This is a genomic window from Shewanella psychropiezotolerans (assembly GCF_007197555.1).
GTDB classification, from domain to species: Bacteria; Pseudomonadota; Gammaproteobacteria; order Enterobacterales; family Shewanellaceae; genus Shewanella; species Shewanella psychropiezotolerans.
In genome coordinates, this window is sequence record NZ_CP041614.1 from 4,123,137 (window position 1) to 4,140,578 (window position 17,442).

The window sequence follows — 17,442 nt, forward strand, 5'->3', positions numbered from 1 at the left end:
CTTAAGATTATTGAATAATTTACATTGCCCCACTCAAAATTTTTAAATCGTATCCATGACAATAAAAATTAACACCTATGAGCAGTAAACCAATTATCATGTTGATTATCATCACCATTTACTGATACATATAATCAACAAGTGTTTCAAGACTTACTTCCTTTTGAAAATGTGTATTTATAGTAATGTTGAGCCAATTATTCTGACTAATTTACTCCTTGCTTAAGTAAATAAACATAAGATATATTCTAAAAGCATATCCACGTAACCAATTATAATTTAGGGGAATAATTATGATGGCATTGATATTCTGTTTGTTCTTTATCGCTATGATTTTAGCGGTACAGGGCAAACGCAACTTGGCATTCTATGGCTTTGGTGTCTCTCTTATGGTGAGCCTGTACTGGTTCTCACACCATGCAACTGACACACTCTCAATTTTACTATAGGAGGCTTAAGATGACTGAATCATTTTCGCGACAACTCAATGCGCTTGGCGCCATAGCCATATCTTTAGTACTGGCATTCGCTTTTTACTCTCAATTTGCTGCCGGAGAACTCCCCTGCCCCTTGTGCTTGCTGCAAAGGGTTGGTTTTGTTGCCGTCATGTTTGGCCTGCTCTGTAACGTCATTTATGGTCCGAGAACCTCACACTACGGCATCATGTTATTCGGTGCACTATTTGGCGCTGCTGTAGCCCTTAGACAAGTGGCACTGCACGTCATCCCAGGGACGCCCTTCTATGGCGATCCATTCCTCTCATATCATTTTTATACCTGGGCCTTTATCACGTTCTCGGTGATCATATTAGGCACTGGTGTCATGCTGTCGTTTTCCTCTCAGTATCAAGAGGTAAAACATCAAAGTCTGTCTAAAATGCCTCTACTGAGTAAGCTTGCTGTTGGCGCAGTGCTTTTAGTCACTCTGATGAATGTATTGAGTACCTTCGCAGAATGTGGTCCATTCGAATGCCCTGCAGATCCTGTTCAGTACTGGCTATTCAACTAAACCAGACTCGAACAAAAAACGGACACGGCCTTGGCCCTGTCCGTTTTATTATGTCCTCAATCGACTAGAGTCTTACACTAAGCGCTAATCTGGTTCTGTAAATGCTGCTCTGGACACTACTTATCTGCCACATAACCCTGTTTAAGGCTTTTCTGCTTTTCCCTCGACCAATATCCTGCTAACAAAGCACCAGACAAGTTATGCCAAATAGAGAATATCGCAGCAGGTAGCGCCGATGCAGGGCTGAAGAATTTGATGCATAGCGCGGTGGCCAGACCGGAGTTTTGCAGGCCGACCTCGATAGAGATGGTCTTGCAGATCTTATGATTGAATCCTAATAAGCGGCAACAGGTATAACCCAGTACTAAACCTAGGCCATTATGTAACACCACGGCCACCAATATGATTGGGCCTATCTTATCGAACTGACCCGCATTCAATGCCACTATAATGGTGATTGCCATCACAATGGCCAGTATCGACACCAGAGGCAGTACTGGCGTAATTTTACCGATCTGAGAGCGGAAAAAGTGGTTAATTAGCACACCAACAGCCACTGGCATAAGTACAATTTTGACCAAGCTTATCAGCATTGCCGACAGTGGAATATCTATCATCTGCCCCAAGAGCAGATTAATAATCAATGGGGTGAGTAACACACCTGCCAAGGTGGAAAGTGCGGTCATGGTGATCGACAATGCCACATCGCCTTTTGCCAGATAACAGACCACGTTTGAAGCCGTGCCACCAGCCACGCTACCCACCAGCACCATACCTATGACCATGTCACGATCTAAGCCTAAGGCTAAACTAATAAGCAGTGCACTGGTGGGCATGATACTAAATTGCAGAATTAGCCCCATCAACACGGCACGCTTCTGCTTAAGCGCCCTAGAAAAGTCATCTAAGCTAAGGGTTAACCCCATAGAAAGCATGATAATGATCAGCAGAGGCACAATTAAGAATTTAAGCTCGGTAAACCACTGGGGCATAAAGTAAGCCGTTGTAGCACCGAGTAGTGCAAAGATAGGGAAAAAGCGGTTTATATTTTCTAGCATGTGACCTCTTTAAAACATATGTCTATTTTCGTAAACACTCTTAAATGAGCAATAAACTCATCGGATAAATAACCAACAATTACTAGGCGTATTTGCGTAACGAGCAGTATAACGCTTTCAACTAGCAGCTTGTTTTTAAGCCAGCACTACAGAGAAAACACTCAACCATACCAGCTGCGCGCCATAAGAAACACGTTGATATCCCCCGGCGTTTTCTCGATTTTTAAACGCTTTAGCTAACGCAACAAGGTAATAGGTGGCCACCAACATTGAAACGATAGAAAACACCCGAAATCCTGTTGAGATAAGTGCACTTGTTGGGCTGATAGCCACCAGAATCGGTGCAATCAACAGTGATAGCAACATAATAAACCCAGCCCATGAGTGGACTTTACAATTAAATGTCGGTTCTTTAGTGTAGGGATCGGCGTCCATCGGAAAGTAACCCGCGACCCAAGTGCCTATGCCATGAGCGATAACTAGCCAACCCGAGAGATTAATCAAAATAGAAACATCATCTAACTGGACTAGGTACCAACCAAAGAAGCAAAACAGGAAACCCAATGGATAATTATTAATTAAAGGTGACAGCTTCTGGGTTGGGCTACCACAGGCCCCTAACTCACTACAAAACTGTTTTGAATGGGAGTAATTTGGATAACACCTTGCCGCGATCAACACCCCAACAAAAATCCAAACCGTGGCGATTAAACCTGAATACACCGCTATCATTTCAAACAATGTCCAACTCCTTTTGTACTGCTAGCTCTCATTGATTATGCTCGCTGTTACTTTTTAGTCGCTTGCATATGGTACTCATACTCATCTTCGCCGGTAATGGTAAAGCCAAGCCTTTGATATAATTTAAGTGCCGGATTATCTTTTAACACGGTAAGCTCAACCGTCTTATTTCGAGCCTTAACTAGCACTTGCTGCATCACTTTCTTACCTAACCCTTGACCTTGAAAATCAGGGTGAATTTGAATCTGCATGATCTCAACTCTGCAGTCATCCTCTTGATACTTTAACGTGCCAATGATTTTTCCTTTGAAAATGATTAAATGTGAACAGGCATAGGCATCATCTAAGCGTATCTCATGCTCTGCATCAGACAAAAACTGCCCAGAGTTCTCGAGATGCTCAACCATAGTCAATTTACGCAAATTTAATAGATATGCTCTATCGTCTAGTGTGGCAAGAATAAACTCAAAACTCATTAATGACCTCATCAGCGTTAAAATAATAGTTAAAATAATAGTTAAAATAACAGTTAAAACAAAAGTTTAAATAGCCATTTATACTGACATTTATTATGTTTAATTTATGTACACCTGACTGCGGTAACCGTCACTTCAATCAGCACATCTCCTTCAAGGTTTATCTGCCATATTTATAATATAAACTTGAGCCGAAACGATACGTGTCTTATCAGAGTCTAATTCTAATAAGTTAGCCTGAATAGTATCTAGAGAGAGTTTGGCCTGCCCCTCAATGCTCTATGAAGTATCTGAGGATGTTGCCACGGTCCACACCAAATCCTTATAAGCAGACGACTTACTACGCCCGCCATAAATCCCACTTTTCCTTTCAATCACTCAGTTATCTACAAAAGACGCACTGCAAAGCTATGTATCTATCTTTGACCGATTAAGACTTGGAGAAAAACGCCAACACATCAATTAATCTTGCCCTCTCTTCCTCTTTAATCCACTCTTGTGAGAATAGAAACACGATAGATTCCGACAAGGTAATTTGATGCAAGTTGCTCACACTGTTCAGTAATAATTTTCTACAGTATGCTTCCAGTACGTCACTAGACACCGTTCCTACAAAGCGAGTATCGATACTCGGCCTATCCGTCTCGTCTTCATATCGCCAATGGCACTGCAGCTGTATATTAGAGATTAACTGATTAAACTGATCGCCTGATAACTCATACTGCTTTTTCAAAACCCAGGTGAGCGAAATAAGATGATGCCCCCAAAAGCCAGGATTGCTGAGACAGTCTTTTAATATCTTATATTTATCTGGAGTATCATCCGGGACAAAGCTTTGCTCGACAGAATAGGCGATGAAGTTGTTGCCGTAGAAGGTCGATGTAACAAACTCACAGAACCTCTCAATAAATCTCAATCGTTGCTTCTCACTTTCAACCAGCTCCCACGACTCTTTAAAGGCAAATAAGATAGTGATGTTGTGGCCAAGATATTGGTTACTCTCCAGGCACTGCTCTAGATAATAATCAAAAACCTCTGCAGTTTGAGCACTCTGAAACCACTCCTGCATAGTAAAATAGGAATGTGGATATATACCGTGAGATAAAATCCAATGACGCCGTTGAGTTTTAGTATCAAAAGGAATGACATTCGAGTTCAATATCGCACAATCAAATTCAGGCTCATCAAGATAGACTAAATTGTCGATTTGAACCCATTCTTCACTTGTCCAATCGAACCTTTTTTTCAATGCCTCGATAGCGAGGAAACACTTAATAGCATGCTGCTGATGAATCGCCGCAATCCTTGTCAAGGCATCGTCAAATAACATTGAATCCCCAGTAATTTCTTGTTTGATTTATACCCAGATTACACATGCAAACCATATGATTCAATTATTTATCAATCACTAATATGGAAAAGATTCCCACATAGGCTTTACATAACGGCATAGATTCACTGGCAAGCTAGAACCTAGTCTAAGAAAGAGGCTTATATATTTTAGGATATGGCAGTGAAAGGTATTGGGAGACAGTTCGGCACCCTCAAGGAGCGCAGTCTCGGCATAACAGGTTTGAGCAAAAGAACAGTAAAGTAAAAGAAGGGATACAGATTCAGAACGGCTAACACAATAATATTTTCAGCGATGTAAAGGGTGCTTCCCAGCCAAAAGGACCAGTGATGACTGAGAAGCATATCTACCTACCGGAACAGAGAGACCAACAGGCAAATTTTGGAACATACCAAAGTAACCAGTAGCACTTTGATACAAGTCGAATATAGACTAAAACCCAGATCAAGGTAACTTCACTTTAGGACAGGTAGACAAAACAAGAAATACGAATTTCAGCCCTACAACAAACACATGATCCATAAGGTCTCAAAGTCCTATGTGGCCATTGAACATTGAACGATGAACGATGAACGATGAATGGCAAGCCAAGCTTAACTAGGCTAAACCTAAAGAGTAAAAGGACACAAACGGGAGGAAAAATGATGGATTACCATTTAGCAGATTTGAGCTGTGATATCTTGATCGGCATAGTCAATGAGCACTTGCGTCTCACCTGTGAAGATAAGCAGGCATTGTTTTATGATCTGGATATCCCCGGAGAGCAACTAGAGAAGAAACTAACTGATGCGGGCTTTACCTACGACTCAGTCAGTAATCAATACCGAGAGATGCAATAACCCGATAAGATATTATCGGGTCCATGGCATCTCTATCTAAGCCACTATAGGTTAGCCGCTATATGCACCGCTGGCATAGTGTAGCTCGTAGCTATGGCTATAGATCTCCAGGATATTACCGAATGGGTCTTCCATGTAGATCATACGATAAGGCTTCTCTCCAGGGTAATAGTAGCGTGGCGCCTTCATGCGTTTCTTACCGCCTGCGGCAACGATCTTCTCGGCTAACTCTTCGACATTCGGATCCTGAACACAGAAGTGAAAGATGCCCGTCTTCCAATATTCGAAGTTATCTTCTGGATTTTCTTGATTCTTAAACTCAAACAACTCGACTCCAATACGGTCGCCAGTCGACAGATGGGCAATACGAAAACGCTCCCAACCCGCGCCAAAGACATCGGTGCACATCTCACCTATGGCACTGGTATCTTCGATAACTTCCGATGGCTCCATGAGCACATACCAACCTAACACCTCTGTATAAAACTTCACAGCTGCGTCTAAATCCAGGACTGAGATACCGATATGGGAAAACGTTCTTGGGTAAGGCATGGCCTGCTGAAGTGCAGGGGCTGTATTGTCGTTACTTACATGAGTATTACTTACACTAGTGTTAGTGACATTATGAGTAGACATAGTGACCTCGTTAATCAATGTTGAAAGGAACTTGCTTTCGATGAGGTAAATATACTCAAGCTAAACAATAATTAGAAATTATCAATATTTCTCATTATAATAATTTTTCGTTATTACATAATCATATTGAGTTGGCTGATGCTAAACCCTACCTGGCTACACACCTTTAAGACCCTGATCGAGGTTGGACACTTCACTCAAACCGCCGACAAGCTTTATATGACACAGTCAGGAGTCAGTCAGCAAATTAAGAAATTAGAGCAGGCCTGTGGTCATTCCCTGATAAAGCGTGAAAACAAAAGTTTTGAGATCACCGAGCAAGGTCGACAGGTCTATGATTTTGCATTGCAGCTAGCGAGTAATGAAACTGAGCTACTGGAAAACCTAAGTCTTGATGATCCCTATTCAGGTTTATGCAGGCTCTCTTGTTCGGGAGCATTAGCCTTGCTCATTTACCCTGAATTACTTAAGTTGCAGACACAACACCCTAGGCTAACCATTTACCTTGAAGCCGCGCCCAATTATAAGATACTCGATGATATTCAAAATGGATCAATCGATATAGGAGTGGCGACCCATCTACCTAGTCCCAGTCTATTTAGCTCAGAACCCTTAGGCTGTGAGCCCCTATGTCTGATTTTGCCTAAACAGTATCAAGGCGTGCCCATCACAGCTGACGTGCTCAAACGCTGTGGACTGGTAAAACACCCTGACGCAGACCACTATCTGTCTCTGTATTTTGATCTCTGCGGCGAACCTGAGCTTGCTCAGCTCAATATTGATACACTCGACACCGCCAGTTATGTCAATCAACTCAGTCAGATCTTGCTGCCCATATCCCAAGGCATAGGCTTTACCGTATTACCAAAGAGTGCATTGGATAGCTTCTCTCATAAAGATCGGGTAACTATTCATAAGCCCAAACTGGCCGTCACTGAGCAGCTTTATCTGGTACAGAAACGAAATCGTCAACTCCCCGCCCGTTTTCAAACCATACAAAAGCAATTGAAAAAATGTTTAACCATTATCTAATTCTAATTCCAGACATATAAACCAAAATACGAATACAAATACAGCTAAAGAGAAAACCACCTAGATAAAGCTTCTCTTAACCTGCGCATTACATGTGTATTACTATCGACAGCTAGGTGTAACTTTCACCAGGTACGACGTTTTCCCTTACCATGTTTACGAGTTTTCCATTCACCTAATGTAGTTTCAATGGCAACGTCAGAATAAATATACCCATAATAATCTTGGGAGATCAGATCACGCTAACGGAAAAAAGTTCATTCGATTTAGGAAGACTGATAAACAATTTAGTGGATTTTTGTTTAAGTCTAAAATATATTCACCAAATCGCTTCGTACTATTAGTTATGTTCGGATGTGTTCATGACAATACTCCTAGATTTACGACCCACTTTTGTCACCTCCAGGTAGTATTTAGGATGGGAGAGTAAAAATGGTGTTTATCGCTTCTGCCGCACAGCGGCTTCGCCCAACAACCTTAACAAGCAAATAACAATTAAATTCATTTCAAGTAAAATAAACATTCACATGCCCAGCCCTATTGAAAATAATATTGACTTAGTTAAGTTTTAATTTTACTTTACTCAACGCTATAATGACATGATTTAAATATCGACAACTCCTCTACGGCGTTATTATTTAGTCAGCACGTTGGCATTATAAATATGGGGTTAGCGTTCAAGAACTCGAAGAACATGGAATTAATGTTGATCACCGTATAATTCCCCTCAGAGTTCAACGCTATTACTAAAAAACAGAACATAGATTAAGATCGAATTGGAATCCCAAAGCAAGATTGAGCTGTAAAAGTGAATGGATAATAGGTGTTAAATTCTATTTTTTAGCTGATTAACTATAGCTGAAGGGAACTGCGAGCCTTTTCTTTTATGAAAATGCGATAGAGCCACGTAACTTGGTTCTATCAATCAAAGGATGGGGATAAAATCACAGCCACATTGTAAATTTCATTGCCTATTCTAGGCTCACCATATCGAAATAAATAAGGAGGATAAACAAAAATATACCACTATAGATTCAATTAAAATAAATAGCAGTACATTGAATCGCTCAATAAATATCAACCATCTTGTATTACCTATAACTTTTCAATTAAATAGGCACAAAGCCCCTTATAGGAAAATAATGAATAAAAAAACGATTTACTCCCTTGCGGGAAATAATGAAGATTCCATAAATAATATCTGGTTAAGGAAAACATTAGGAGAAAATGTAACCGGGTCTCATTTTTTCAGTGATTTAATTCCTGATTTAGACGTGCTCGCTACCAGCGATAAGTTATCCTCAAGGCAAAAGGAAACCTTAAAAACGTGGTTAAATGAATATAAAAATGATTTTGGTGTCGACAAGAAAATATTAGAACAAATGTTGAATGATTTTCCTGAGCTTGTTGGTAGTTATGATATGAACCTATTGGTGTTTGACCACAAATCAGGCGTTATAACTACTTTTCAGGAATTGATTTCTTCTGAGTCTTTACGTTCATCATTTCAACGTGGTTATTTGTACGAAAAGGGAGAGCAATTTGATAAAAAACTTCTTCTTTCGCTTGTAAAAAAGTATACAAAGTATAAAGAGGAACAAAAACACGAAGATTATCTCTGGTTAAGAGCCATAATAAAAGAACATTCAAAAACCTCCTCTTCTAAAGATACTATTGTTGCCTTAAACGCACTAGCCACCAGCGAGGAGTTGCCCTCAAAACAAAAGGAAGCCTTAAAAACGTGGTTAAACAAATATAAAAATAATTTTGGTATCGATAAGAAAGTTCTTGAGAAAACCTTGAATGATTTTCCGCAGTTCACCGATAGTTATGGTATGAATTTGTTGATGTTTGACGAAAGATCAAACATTGTTGTAACGACCTTTCAGGAAATCATTTCTTCTATATCTTTACGTTTATCATTTCAACGTGGTTATTTGTATGAGACGACAGGAGCTTCTTTCGATAAAAACACATTAGTTAGGCTTGTACAAAAGTATGAAGATGCTATAGACATTAAGCAAAGAGCCACAATAGAAAAAACATTGACTGATGTGGGGATTAACGCTCGTTATGATGACATATTGGAGATATATGATGGAAACATAACAATTGCAGCGACCTTCCAGACACTGTTTTATTTTCTATCTAAAGAAAGCTTCGTATCTCTGTTGAACAAGTATAAAAACCATCAAAGCATGATATATGACATACAAAGAGAATTTAAGTTAGGAGTGTCTAAGCTTGGAGAGGCAACACCACTCTATTTCCATCCAAAATCTAGCTATCAAGACGTGTATGAAGCTAGATATGAGCGGCTAGCAATTTCCTCTAAAGAGCGAATTGAGGAGGTTGAAGCTGAATTAAGGCATCTTTCCACTCTATTGCAGAGCTCACCTCGAGAGCCTGAAAATAATTACCTCTCAGCATATACAAGGGCAAGAATCCACAATATCGCAACGGCTAACAATGGCATTGATGCCTACCTTTTCAAAGGGCTGGATATCAACAGTTTCTTTAATTCGTACCTCATTTACACCTATATTGATAAAGGTAGAACCGAGCGCAATATCATAAGTGTTAATGATTACCTTGGTAGCATTGCAACTCAACATTCTATTACAACCCGCAAAAATGTGAATGTTTTATGGCCAAAAGAGATTAAACCACCACTTCAAGTATTTTTGGAAGAGGAGAAAGTCAATATTGCCGAATTCCCCAAGTTCATGGATAAATGGCGAAAATTAGAAAGTCAAAAAAGTAGCTTATCAACCAATATCCCATCACCTAGAAAGGCCTTTCAAAACACCTTAAATGACTTAGCCTCAGGGCATAACTTATTCGATGAGGTATTGGTTGAATATCGCGCTAAGGTTGATGATATGAATCTCCAAGCAGGAATAAGTATACTTTCACCTACACAAGAAAAAACATTTACAATCGCGGATATCCTTATGGGTAAAGAGCGTGAATGGCGAGCGTTGAATCTTGGTTACCGAGAGCGTGACTCAAAAGTTCTTTCTTCTAATATTTCGTCTGAGCTATTTCAAGAGCTTAAAAATGTGGATATGCAGAATAGCTACATTACTCAGCTTACAGAAATAAAAAATAATGGGCAATTTAAACAAAAATTCTATTCTTATGCTAGCTCTGTCATTGAATTACATGGACTGAACAAAAATCAGCACTACAGCATCCAAAATGCGCCTATGCTATTGATATTCCCTGATTCAAAAGGGGGACAGAGACTTGCCAGTACGTACTCCGTCGGCCTGAGTCCTGAGCATAGTCCTATCAAAGTGGTGTCCTTAGCGACCAACCAAGCCTATTCATTTCCCTCAATAAATGATTTCATCGATACCACTAAAAAAGAGGGTCAACTACGTGATTGGGTCTCGATGCATTTCCCGTTAGACTCTGATGCTAACTACGATGACATGGCCAGCACCCTATCAATGGGAGCCGGCGATTACTCGTATTTGTTTGAAGGCATAATAGACCAATATGCCAAAAATATGGATATATTAATCAGGTCTCATTCAGAAGCCAATGCGCTAAAATTCTTTGAAGTACTCGAGGCTACAAGCATCTTTTTACTCGTACCTACTTTAGCTATGAGTCCATTTGCGGGGTTTGTATATGGCTCTGCGTTAGTTGCAGCTCCACATCTGGGGAGAGCCGCGATTAGTGATACCCAAGATGAACGTGATAATCACTTAAAAAATGCTGGGATTGCAGTTGCCATTGAGGCGGCTTTTGAAGGAGGGGCCTATTTGGCTGGCAAAGGGCTTGGGCGTATTATTGGTGATCTAACAACACCAGTCAAAATTTCAGCAGACGGAGCGGATAGTCTGGCAAGGACACGCAAAGGGACGTTTGAAGTGTCTTCTAATGAGGGTATAAATTGGCACCATGGCAACAACAAAGAATATATTGCATGGCGTCATAAAATTGAAATGGAGCCACGGACTGTTGAGTTGTCTATTATTGGAGACGGTGATGGTCATCTCTTAACCGCTCCCTCAACCACTTCTCAATTAGTCCCACCCCGTAAAGTAAAAGGCTTTTTTACGTATTTGTGGAATATACGTGAACTTGATTTGATTGCAAAAGAGACCGCGAATCAGCTTCGATTACTGAGCTTTTCAGCAAAAAAAATATCAGGGTACACAGCCTTAAATATCACAAGAGAAATATCTGTTTCTGGGGTTAATTATGCTATGGGGATTGTTCCAGGCATACCCGGGGTGCATAGCATCATCGCTGGTACACCGGGGTCCCTATCAGGGGGGCTAGGTAATTTGATGATTAAAAAGACACTTAAAGCAGATTTATCATTCCAAATTAAAAAAGGCTCTAGTATTATTTCTTCTTCAAAAGACATGGCTAGGGATCTAACTTTTGCAGGAGGCACATCCCATAGTTTTCCGATGGCCCCCACTGATGCAGTAAGAGCCGTAGCCTCCAGAAACTTTGTCATTGAAAATATAGATAATGCAACAGCACGCATTTACAAAAAAGATGCCGTTGCACGCAATATCTTAGAGCAGCTACCTTCCGCTCGCCTGTTTGTCAAGAATAAAGCAATGAAAGCTCGTGCTGCAGTGCTGTCTATGCCTAGTAATGATTCTCGTATGACTAGGCTCCAAGAAGTTAAGGTAAGAGAGAGAGTTGCATTAGTGAATATTAATAATCTTGAAGATAAAGCTCAACAGCTGGCTTACCCAATCAAATATTTAAATGATAAAGGAATCGTTCCTGGGCCCAAAGGTGACACTCTATCGGCTGTATTGAGAGATAAGCCTAAACCTACAGGTGGACATTATCCTTACATTGATGATGCCCCATGACTCTGTTGAAAAACATAGATTCAGCTAACTTTCAGGCTGTCCGTTGCTATTGTTTAGTTAATGCTAGATTTTTAACGTCTAGCTCTAACCGTTAATATAAAGCCAATGGACACTCATCAGTGGCACTTAAATTCAGTGGCACTGACGGAATCGCAGGCCTCAAAAGAAACATAAACTTAGTCCTGCGAAATATAAGATTGAAGTGGATAAGCAGACCATCACTTGGATAGGTCAGGGCCACATACCTACCATGTTTTAAAAAAGGGCTCGATGAAGGTTTCGAACTCAGCGATTACGAGCGGATGTCGAACAGCGGCAAGTTAAATATTTCAATAATGGTATCAAACCTGATCATGCGCCGATAAAGAAGCTCACTGTCACTACCGGTGAATTAAAATTACAAAAACGAGCCTGGTCAAGGCTTCAGGTATTCGAATTATTGCGGATGATAAATAATTTATGGTTACGTAATGATTAACGTAAAACCCTGGGGCGGGAGAGATCCGCCTTCATTAATCATCTCTTTAATATTGAAGCTGTTTACCTGGAGTTATCCGTAAAAAAGCCACTCACCCTTATATTTAAGGAGCGCAGTACTGGTCAGAGAAGTACGACGACTGATTGTCACCATACACTCCAATAGGCTTATGGAAGAACAGCTAAGGAACCTCTGGCGTTAGTGACTAACTTAACAATGAAAACTGTGCCCCTAAAAAACTGGTCAACATTTATCGAAAGCGGATGCAAATGGAAAAACGTTCAGAGACTTAAAAAATCCCGCCTATGGATTTAGTTTACGCCACAGCCGAACTCGTTCTGCTGCAAGGATGGGCAAAAGAGCTACTTAGGCGGCGAGTTTACTATCAAGTCTCGCGAAGTGAACTTATTAACGCCGCGAAAATGTTATCCGAAATATTCAGTACTCGTGGGTGTTGGGGGAATGAATTACGAGGGGAGCCTACAGGGTAGAGCCTATGTGATCCATTCTTTGCACCTCAGCACCGACAAAGACGCGGATCCGTTGTGCAATTGCATCAAACTCATTTGACCATTCAAGCTTAGGTTCAACAATCATGATAGGTTTCATAATAGACATTCCAAATGCCCCCATATGTAAACTTGTAACTAATACTTAACTAAGCGCTTTATCTTAAAGGCATATTTGCTCATAATATGCGAAAATTAACACCTTTAGATGTAAAACCGAACGGTCGCCTTGTTTATTTAATTCACTATGGGGTGATCAGCTAATTTTTAGATAAGAGATTAACCTGAAATTCAGGCTTATCAAATATTATCTAATCACTCAGCATCTCCACTATTTTCATTACTTTGCATAATTAGATCTCAAATGAACTCATACTCGCTCAAGAAAAAGATACTTATTTCCGTCGTAATAGCACTTTCACTCGTCATAGGTTTGCTTTCCTGGCAAAGCTATTCCAGCCAAAAATCTCTTTTGATGCGAGGCAGCATTGAGCAAGTTCAACGCTTGGGTGATCAACAAGCCCAACGGATCCAGGAGTGGTTATCGGATCGCCAAAGTGCCATAGCCGCCGTCGCAACCAAGTTAGAAGGCGATCCTCTTAATGCTCTACAACAAGCACAAGATTCCGGAGGTTTTCAATTAACCTATTTTGGCACTAAAACTGGGCAGATGCAGGACTCAGATCCCAGCATCGACCGTACCGGCTATGATCCCCGCAGCCGACCTTGGTACCAACAGGCCATGCGCGAACGCGGTCCTATCTTGACGAAACCTTATGTCGATGTTGCCTATAACATTCTGGTTGTTACCATGGCTCAACCCACCTCACAAGGTGTTGTGGGTGGTGACTTATCTATCGACAGTTTGGTCGATAGTATTAACAGAATGAAATTACCGGCGAATGGTTACGCCATCATGATGCATAAAGACGGCACGGTGATCGCATACAAAGACCAGAGCAAAACGATGCGACCCATAGGTGATATTGACAGTGAACTCAGCCGTGGTTTGCCGGACTTAAGCCGCAAAACAGACACACTGCTACCGGTATATTTTGAGAGCGAAGGTAAAGAGAAGCTGGTTTGGGGCGAAGAAATTCCAAACACGGATTGGGAATTGATTTTCATACTGGATAAAGCAACTTTAGAAGCCCCGCTATCAGCTCTCTTGCTCACTCAACTTGGCTTATCAGCCTTAATGTTATTTTTGAGTGTGATAGCAATCTCATGGTTACTTAGCGTGTTACTGGGACCCTTAAACCGAGTCTCTGTGGCACTGGCCAAAATAGCCGACGGTAATGGCGACTTAACTCAGCGCATCGAAGTCGATACCCAAGATGAGGTCGGTGTTCTTGCCGATAGCTTTAACCGTTTTGTCGGCAGTCAACATCTGCTTATCAGTCATATCCGCCAATTAGCCAGCGAACTCGATGCCGATGCTGAGCAAAGTTTAGCCACCAACCAAACGGCTGTTACCGAGCTGCAACGTCAACAACAAGAGGTGGATATGGTGGCCACAGCCGTTACAGAGATGGCCAGTGCGACTAATGAAATTGCCGCCAATGCTGAAAATACCGCGACCGCTGCACAACAATCGGCAGCCAGCAGCGAAGATGGTAAAGCCCTGGTAGATAAGACTCGCACCACCATCAACTCTTTAGCCAACGAAGTCGAGCAAGCTACAGATGTCATCGGCGATCTGAGCCGTCATGCTCAATCTATCTCGAGTATTCTCACGACAATTCAGGGCATTGCTGAGCAAACTAACTTACTCGCACTCAATGCCGCTATCGAGGCGGCCCGTGCGGGCGAACAAGGTCGTGGCTTTGCGGTTGTCGCAGATGAAGTACGGGTCTTGTCTCGTCGAACGCAAGATTCAACCCAAGAGATCAACACCACGATTGAGACGTTACGACACACAACAGAGAAGGCCGTTAACTTGATGGAGAGTAGTCAAGAATTAGCCAGTAACAGTGTGTCAGATGTCAATGAGGCGGCCAATGCCCTTGAGGAGATAACTCAAGCGGTCAATGCAATTTCAGAGATGGCGGGACAAATTGCGACAGCGGCCGAAGAGCAGACTCAAGTGACGGGTGAAATCACCCAAAATACCGTCGCAATTAAAGATGTCACCGATGAAATAACCGTGGCGGCGATGGCTGACTTATCACAAGCCAAGAAACTGAAAGATCGTGCCAACGATCTCAGCTCTCAGGTATCCACCTTCATTTTGTAATTGATTAATACCAATTGGTATAACAAGCCATAACCAAAGGGAGAGAATCATTCTCTCCCTTTTCTATCGGTGTGAATTCCCTCAACAAGCCATCCCCGGCTCATGGTCATCTAATCCCAATCAGACCTATGATTAACTCTTGGCTTTTTTCTTAGTGTAACGACGCTTCTTAAAAGAGCTCTTCGGCGCTTTGACCCCTTGTAAGGCTGTCGGCAGTTGTGAACCGGCTTGAGTGATCAAGTTGCTTAGAGAGTCGATGAGTGGCGTCATAAAACTTTGATACTTAGCTTCCTTACGACTGATGGCATCGAGATTACTCTCCCACAGTGCAGTCATATCCGGCGTGGTAGCACTCAGAGGTAGACTGTTAATCAGCCCCCTGCCGACTTCGGTAGCAATAATGGTTTTGCCTTGTCTGCTGAGGAAGGTGCGCTTAAACAATAATTCTATGATGCCGGCTCGGGTCGCTTCGGTGCCCAGCCCATCAGTGTCTTTCAATATTTTTCGGACCTCAGGATCCGTCACATAGCGATTAATCCCCGTCATCGCACCAAGCAAGGTGGCGTCGGTAAAATGTTTCGGTGGCTGGGTCTGTTTCTCGATAAGCACACCAGCCCCGGAATGCAAAGACTGACCCTTCTTCAGGGCTGGCAACTTCTGCTGTGACTCATCATCGTCTTCCTTGCCAGCGCTAGCGCTATTTGCGTTACCAGCATTATTTCGCGCAAATAGCTGCTTCCAACCCTGCGCCCTTTCCTGCTTTGCCTTAGTCTTGAAGTGACCGCCTTCGATCAACACATGAACTTCAGTTTCGCTATAGAGGTAAGGCGGATAGAACTGGGCGAGATATTGACGAGCCACTTGCAGGTAGATTTGCCTCTCCCGAGCGCTAAGACTCGAGAGGTTGGCTCGTTTTTCTGTGGGTATGATGGCATGGTGAGCATCGACCTTACTGTCGTTCCAGGCCTTAGATTTTATCTTAGGATCTGGCTTATCACTTTTTTCGACTAACTCACCCGCCCCTGATAGCACCGCATCTATGACTTGAGGGGCTTGGGCAAACTGCTCCGCCGGCAAGTAACGACTGTCAGATCTGGGATAAGTGATCAACTTGTGTCGCTCATAAAGCGTCTGACAGGTGTCGAGCACCTCTTTGGCGCTCATACCATATCGCTTGGCTGCATCAATCTGCAGCGAAGATAGACTATAAGGTAGAGGCGCATTTTGCTGCTTATCTTTAGCAGTAACTTGAGTAACTTGTGCCGGTTTATCACTGATACGACCGGCGACATTCTGTGCCAGCCCTTTAGACAAGACTCTCCCTTCTTCATCCATATAAGGTTGGCAGGCTTCACTGGGTTGCCATTTGGCTGTAAACGCCTCATTTTTCTCTGTAGTCAGCTTGGCCAGAACTTCATAGAAAGACTTAGAAACAAAGTTAGCTATCTCTTCATCCCGGCGAACCACTAAACCTAACAAGGGGGTCTGCACTCGCCCTACTGATAACACGCCCTGATAACCCACCTTACGCCCTTGTAGTGTGTAGGCTCTGGTCATGTTCATACCATAGAGCCAATCGGCACGAGAACGAGCTAAAGCAGAAGTAGACAGGGGAATGAATTCCCGATTACTGCGCATCTGACCCAATGCACGTCTCACCGCTTGGGGGTTGAGATCACTGATCAGCAGACGCTGTGTCTTGTTAAGCTTATCGCCTTTAACGCCAAAATGAGAGATCACTTCGTCGACTAATAGCTGCCCCTCCCTGTCAGGATCGCCGGCATTAACCAGTTGTGAGGCTTTTTTTACTAAGCCCCTAAGCACGGTCAATTGACTGCGAGTCTTGGGCTTAGGATTCATCTTCCACTTTTCGGGAATGATGGGCAGATGCTCAAACTTCCACGACTTGTATGCGGCATCGTAGCTATCGGGCTCAGCCTGCTCCAACAGATGACCGATACACCAGGAAACACAATCACCGTTCGCCGCCATTATATGACCGTCACCCTTCTTGTGGGGTTTAGGCAGCACATCGGCGATGGCTCGCCCGAGGGAAGGTTTTTCTGCGATATAAAGAATCATAAGCGGAACTCAAACTACTGTACAAATTACCAGTAACTTTAGCCTAAAGAGACACTAGCTGCAATCACTGCAGGTATAATTCCCTACAATAGCACTGCAACACTTATTATTGTGTAAATTCAGTTGAGAATGATTATCATTTGGTT

The 17,442-nt window shown here is 42.2% G+C and carries 13 protein-coding genes and 2 pseudogenes; 8 read left to right on the forward strand and 7 right to left on the reverse strand.

The features are described 5' to 3' along the window. The first annotated feature begins 293 nt into the window (after positions 1-293). Together FM037_RS28590 and FM037_RS18315 are read left to right on the forward strand one after the other, a co-directional pair. Entirely contained in the window at positions 294-449 is a 156-nt protein-coding gene (locus tag FM037_RS28590) for a DUF5993 family protein (protein ID WP_185976852.1), read from the forward strand. Between the two features lie 10 nt (positions 450-459). After that, the gene (locus tag FM037_RS18315; protein ID WP_144047165.1) at positions 460-1,008 is read left to right on the forward strand and encodes a disulfide bond formation protein B; all 549 of its coding nucleotides are present in this window, start codon (positions 460-462) and stop codon (positions 1,006-1,008) included. A gap of 116 nt (positions 1,009-1,124) precedes the next feature. Here FM037_RS18315 and FM037_RS18320 read toward each other — a convergent pair whose 3' ends face one another. From FM037_RS18320 to FM037_RS18340, 4 genes are all read right to left on the reverse strand, one after another. After that, on the reverse strand, positions 1,125-2,066 hold the full coding sequence (locus FM037_RS18320) for a bile acid:sodium symporter family protein (RefSeq protein WP_144047166.1): 942 nt from the start codon (positions 2,064-2,066) through the stop codon (positions 1,125-1,127). 135 nt (positions 2,067-2,201) lie between these two features. Further along, positions 2,202-2,807 (reverse strand): DUF998 domain-containing protein, encoded by a 606-nt coding sequence (locus tag FM037_RS18325; RefSeq protein ID WP_144047167.1) that lies wholly within the window; start codon positions 2,805-2,807, stop codon positions 2,202-2,204. A 47-nt stretch (positions 2,808-2,854) separates the two neighbouring features. Continuing rightward, complete coding sequence (locus FM037_RS18330; protein WP_144047168.1) at positions 2,855-3,283, reverse strand: GNAT family N-acetyltransferase; 429 nt, start codon at positions 3,281-3,283, stop codon at positions 2,855-2,857. A gap of 430 nt (positions 3,284-3,713) precedes the next feature. Beyond that, a complete protein-coding gene (locus tag FM037_RS18340; RefSeq protein ID WP_144047169.1) occupies positions 3,714-4,613 on the reverse strand; it encodes a hypothetical protein in 900 nt (299 codons plus the stop codon). Between the two features lie 662 nt (positions 4,614-5,275). Here FM037_RS18340 and FM037_RS18345 point away from each other — a divergent pair. Continuing rightward, positions 5,276-5,473 (forward strand): DUF4250 domain-containing protein, encoded by a 198-nt coding sequence (locus tag FM037_RS18345; protein ID WP_185976853.1) that lies wholly within the window; start codon positions 5,276-5,278, stop codon positions 5,471-5,473. A gap of 51 nt (positions 5,474-5,524) precedes the next feature. On the opposite strand, the gene FM037_RS18350 is transcribed toward FM037_RS18345, so the two are convergent. Then, complete coding sequence (locus FM037_RS18350) at positions 5,525-6,025, reverse strand: lactoylglutathione lyase family protein (protein ID WP_144049033.1); 501 nt, start codon at positions 6,023-6,025, stop codon at positions 5,525-5,527. A gap of 222 nt (positions 6,026-6,247) precedes the next feature. On the opposite strand from FM037_RS18350, the gene FM037_RS18355 reads away from it, so the two are divergent. From FM037_RS18355 to FM037_RS29635, 4 genes and pseudogenes are all read left to right on the forward strand, one after another. Then, positions 6,248-7,141: a LysR family transcriptional regulator gene (locus tag FM037_RS18355; RefSeq protein ID WP_144047170.1), complete on the forward strand. Its 894-nt coding sequence runs from the start codon at positions 6,248-6,250 to the stop codon at positions 7,139-7,141. A gap of 1,142 nt (positions 7,142-8,283) precedes the next feature. After that, positions 8,284-11,991: a hypothetical protein gene (locus FM037_RS18360; protein ID WP_144047171.1), complete on the forward strand. Its 3,708-nt coding sequence runs from the start codon at positions 8,284-8,286 to the stop codon at positions 11,989-11,991. Positions 11,992-12,280: 289 nt separating this feature from the next. Beyond that, positions 12,281-12,535: pseudogene (locus FM037_RS18365) on the forward strand (DDE-type integrase/transposase/recombinase); the annotation flags it as partial. 6 nt (positions 12,536-12,541) lie between these two features. Further along, a pseudogene (locus FM037_RS29635) lies at positions 12,542-12,960 on the forward strand (transposase); the annotation flags it as partial. On the opposite strand, the gene FM037_RS18370 reads toward FM037_RS29635, so the two are convergent. After that, positions 12,950-13,078, reverse strand: coding sequence for a GrpB family protein (locus FM037_RS18370; protein ID WP_185976854.1), 129 nt, complete (start codon positions 13,076-13,078; stop codon positions 12,950-12,952). The pseudogene FM037_RS29635 and the gene FM037_RS18370 overlap by 11 nt on opposite strands. A gap of 264 nt (positions 13,079-13,342) precedes the next feature. Between FM037_RS18370 and FM037_RS18375 the strand changes: the two genes are divergently transcribed. Then, positions 13,343-15,214 (forward strand): methyl-accepting chemotaxis protein, encoded by a 1,872-nt coding sequence (locus FM037_RS18375; protein WP_144047173.1) that lies wholly within the window; start codon positions 13,343-13,345, stop codon positions 15,212-15,214. Positions 15,215-15,346: 132 nt separating this feature from the next. Here the strand turns inward: FM037_RS18375 and FM037_RS18380 are convergent, their stop codons facing one another. Beyond that, positions 15,347-17,296, reverse strand: a complete 1,950-nt coding sequence (locus FM037_RS18380) for a DNA topoisomerase III (protein ID WP_144047174.1) — start codon at positions 17,294-17,296, stop codon at positions 15,347-15,349. Between the last annotated feature and the right edge of the window lie 146 nt (positions 17,297-17,442).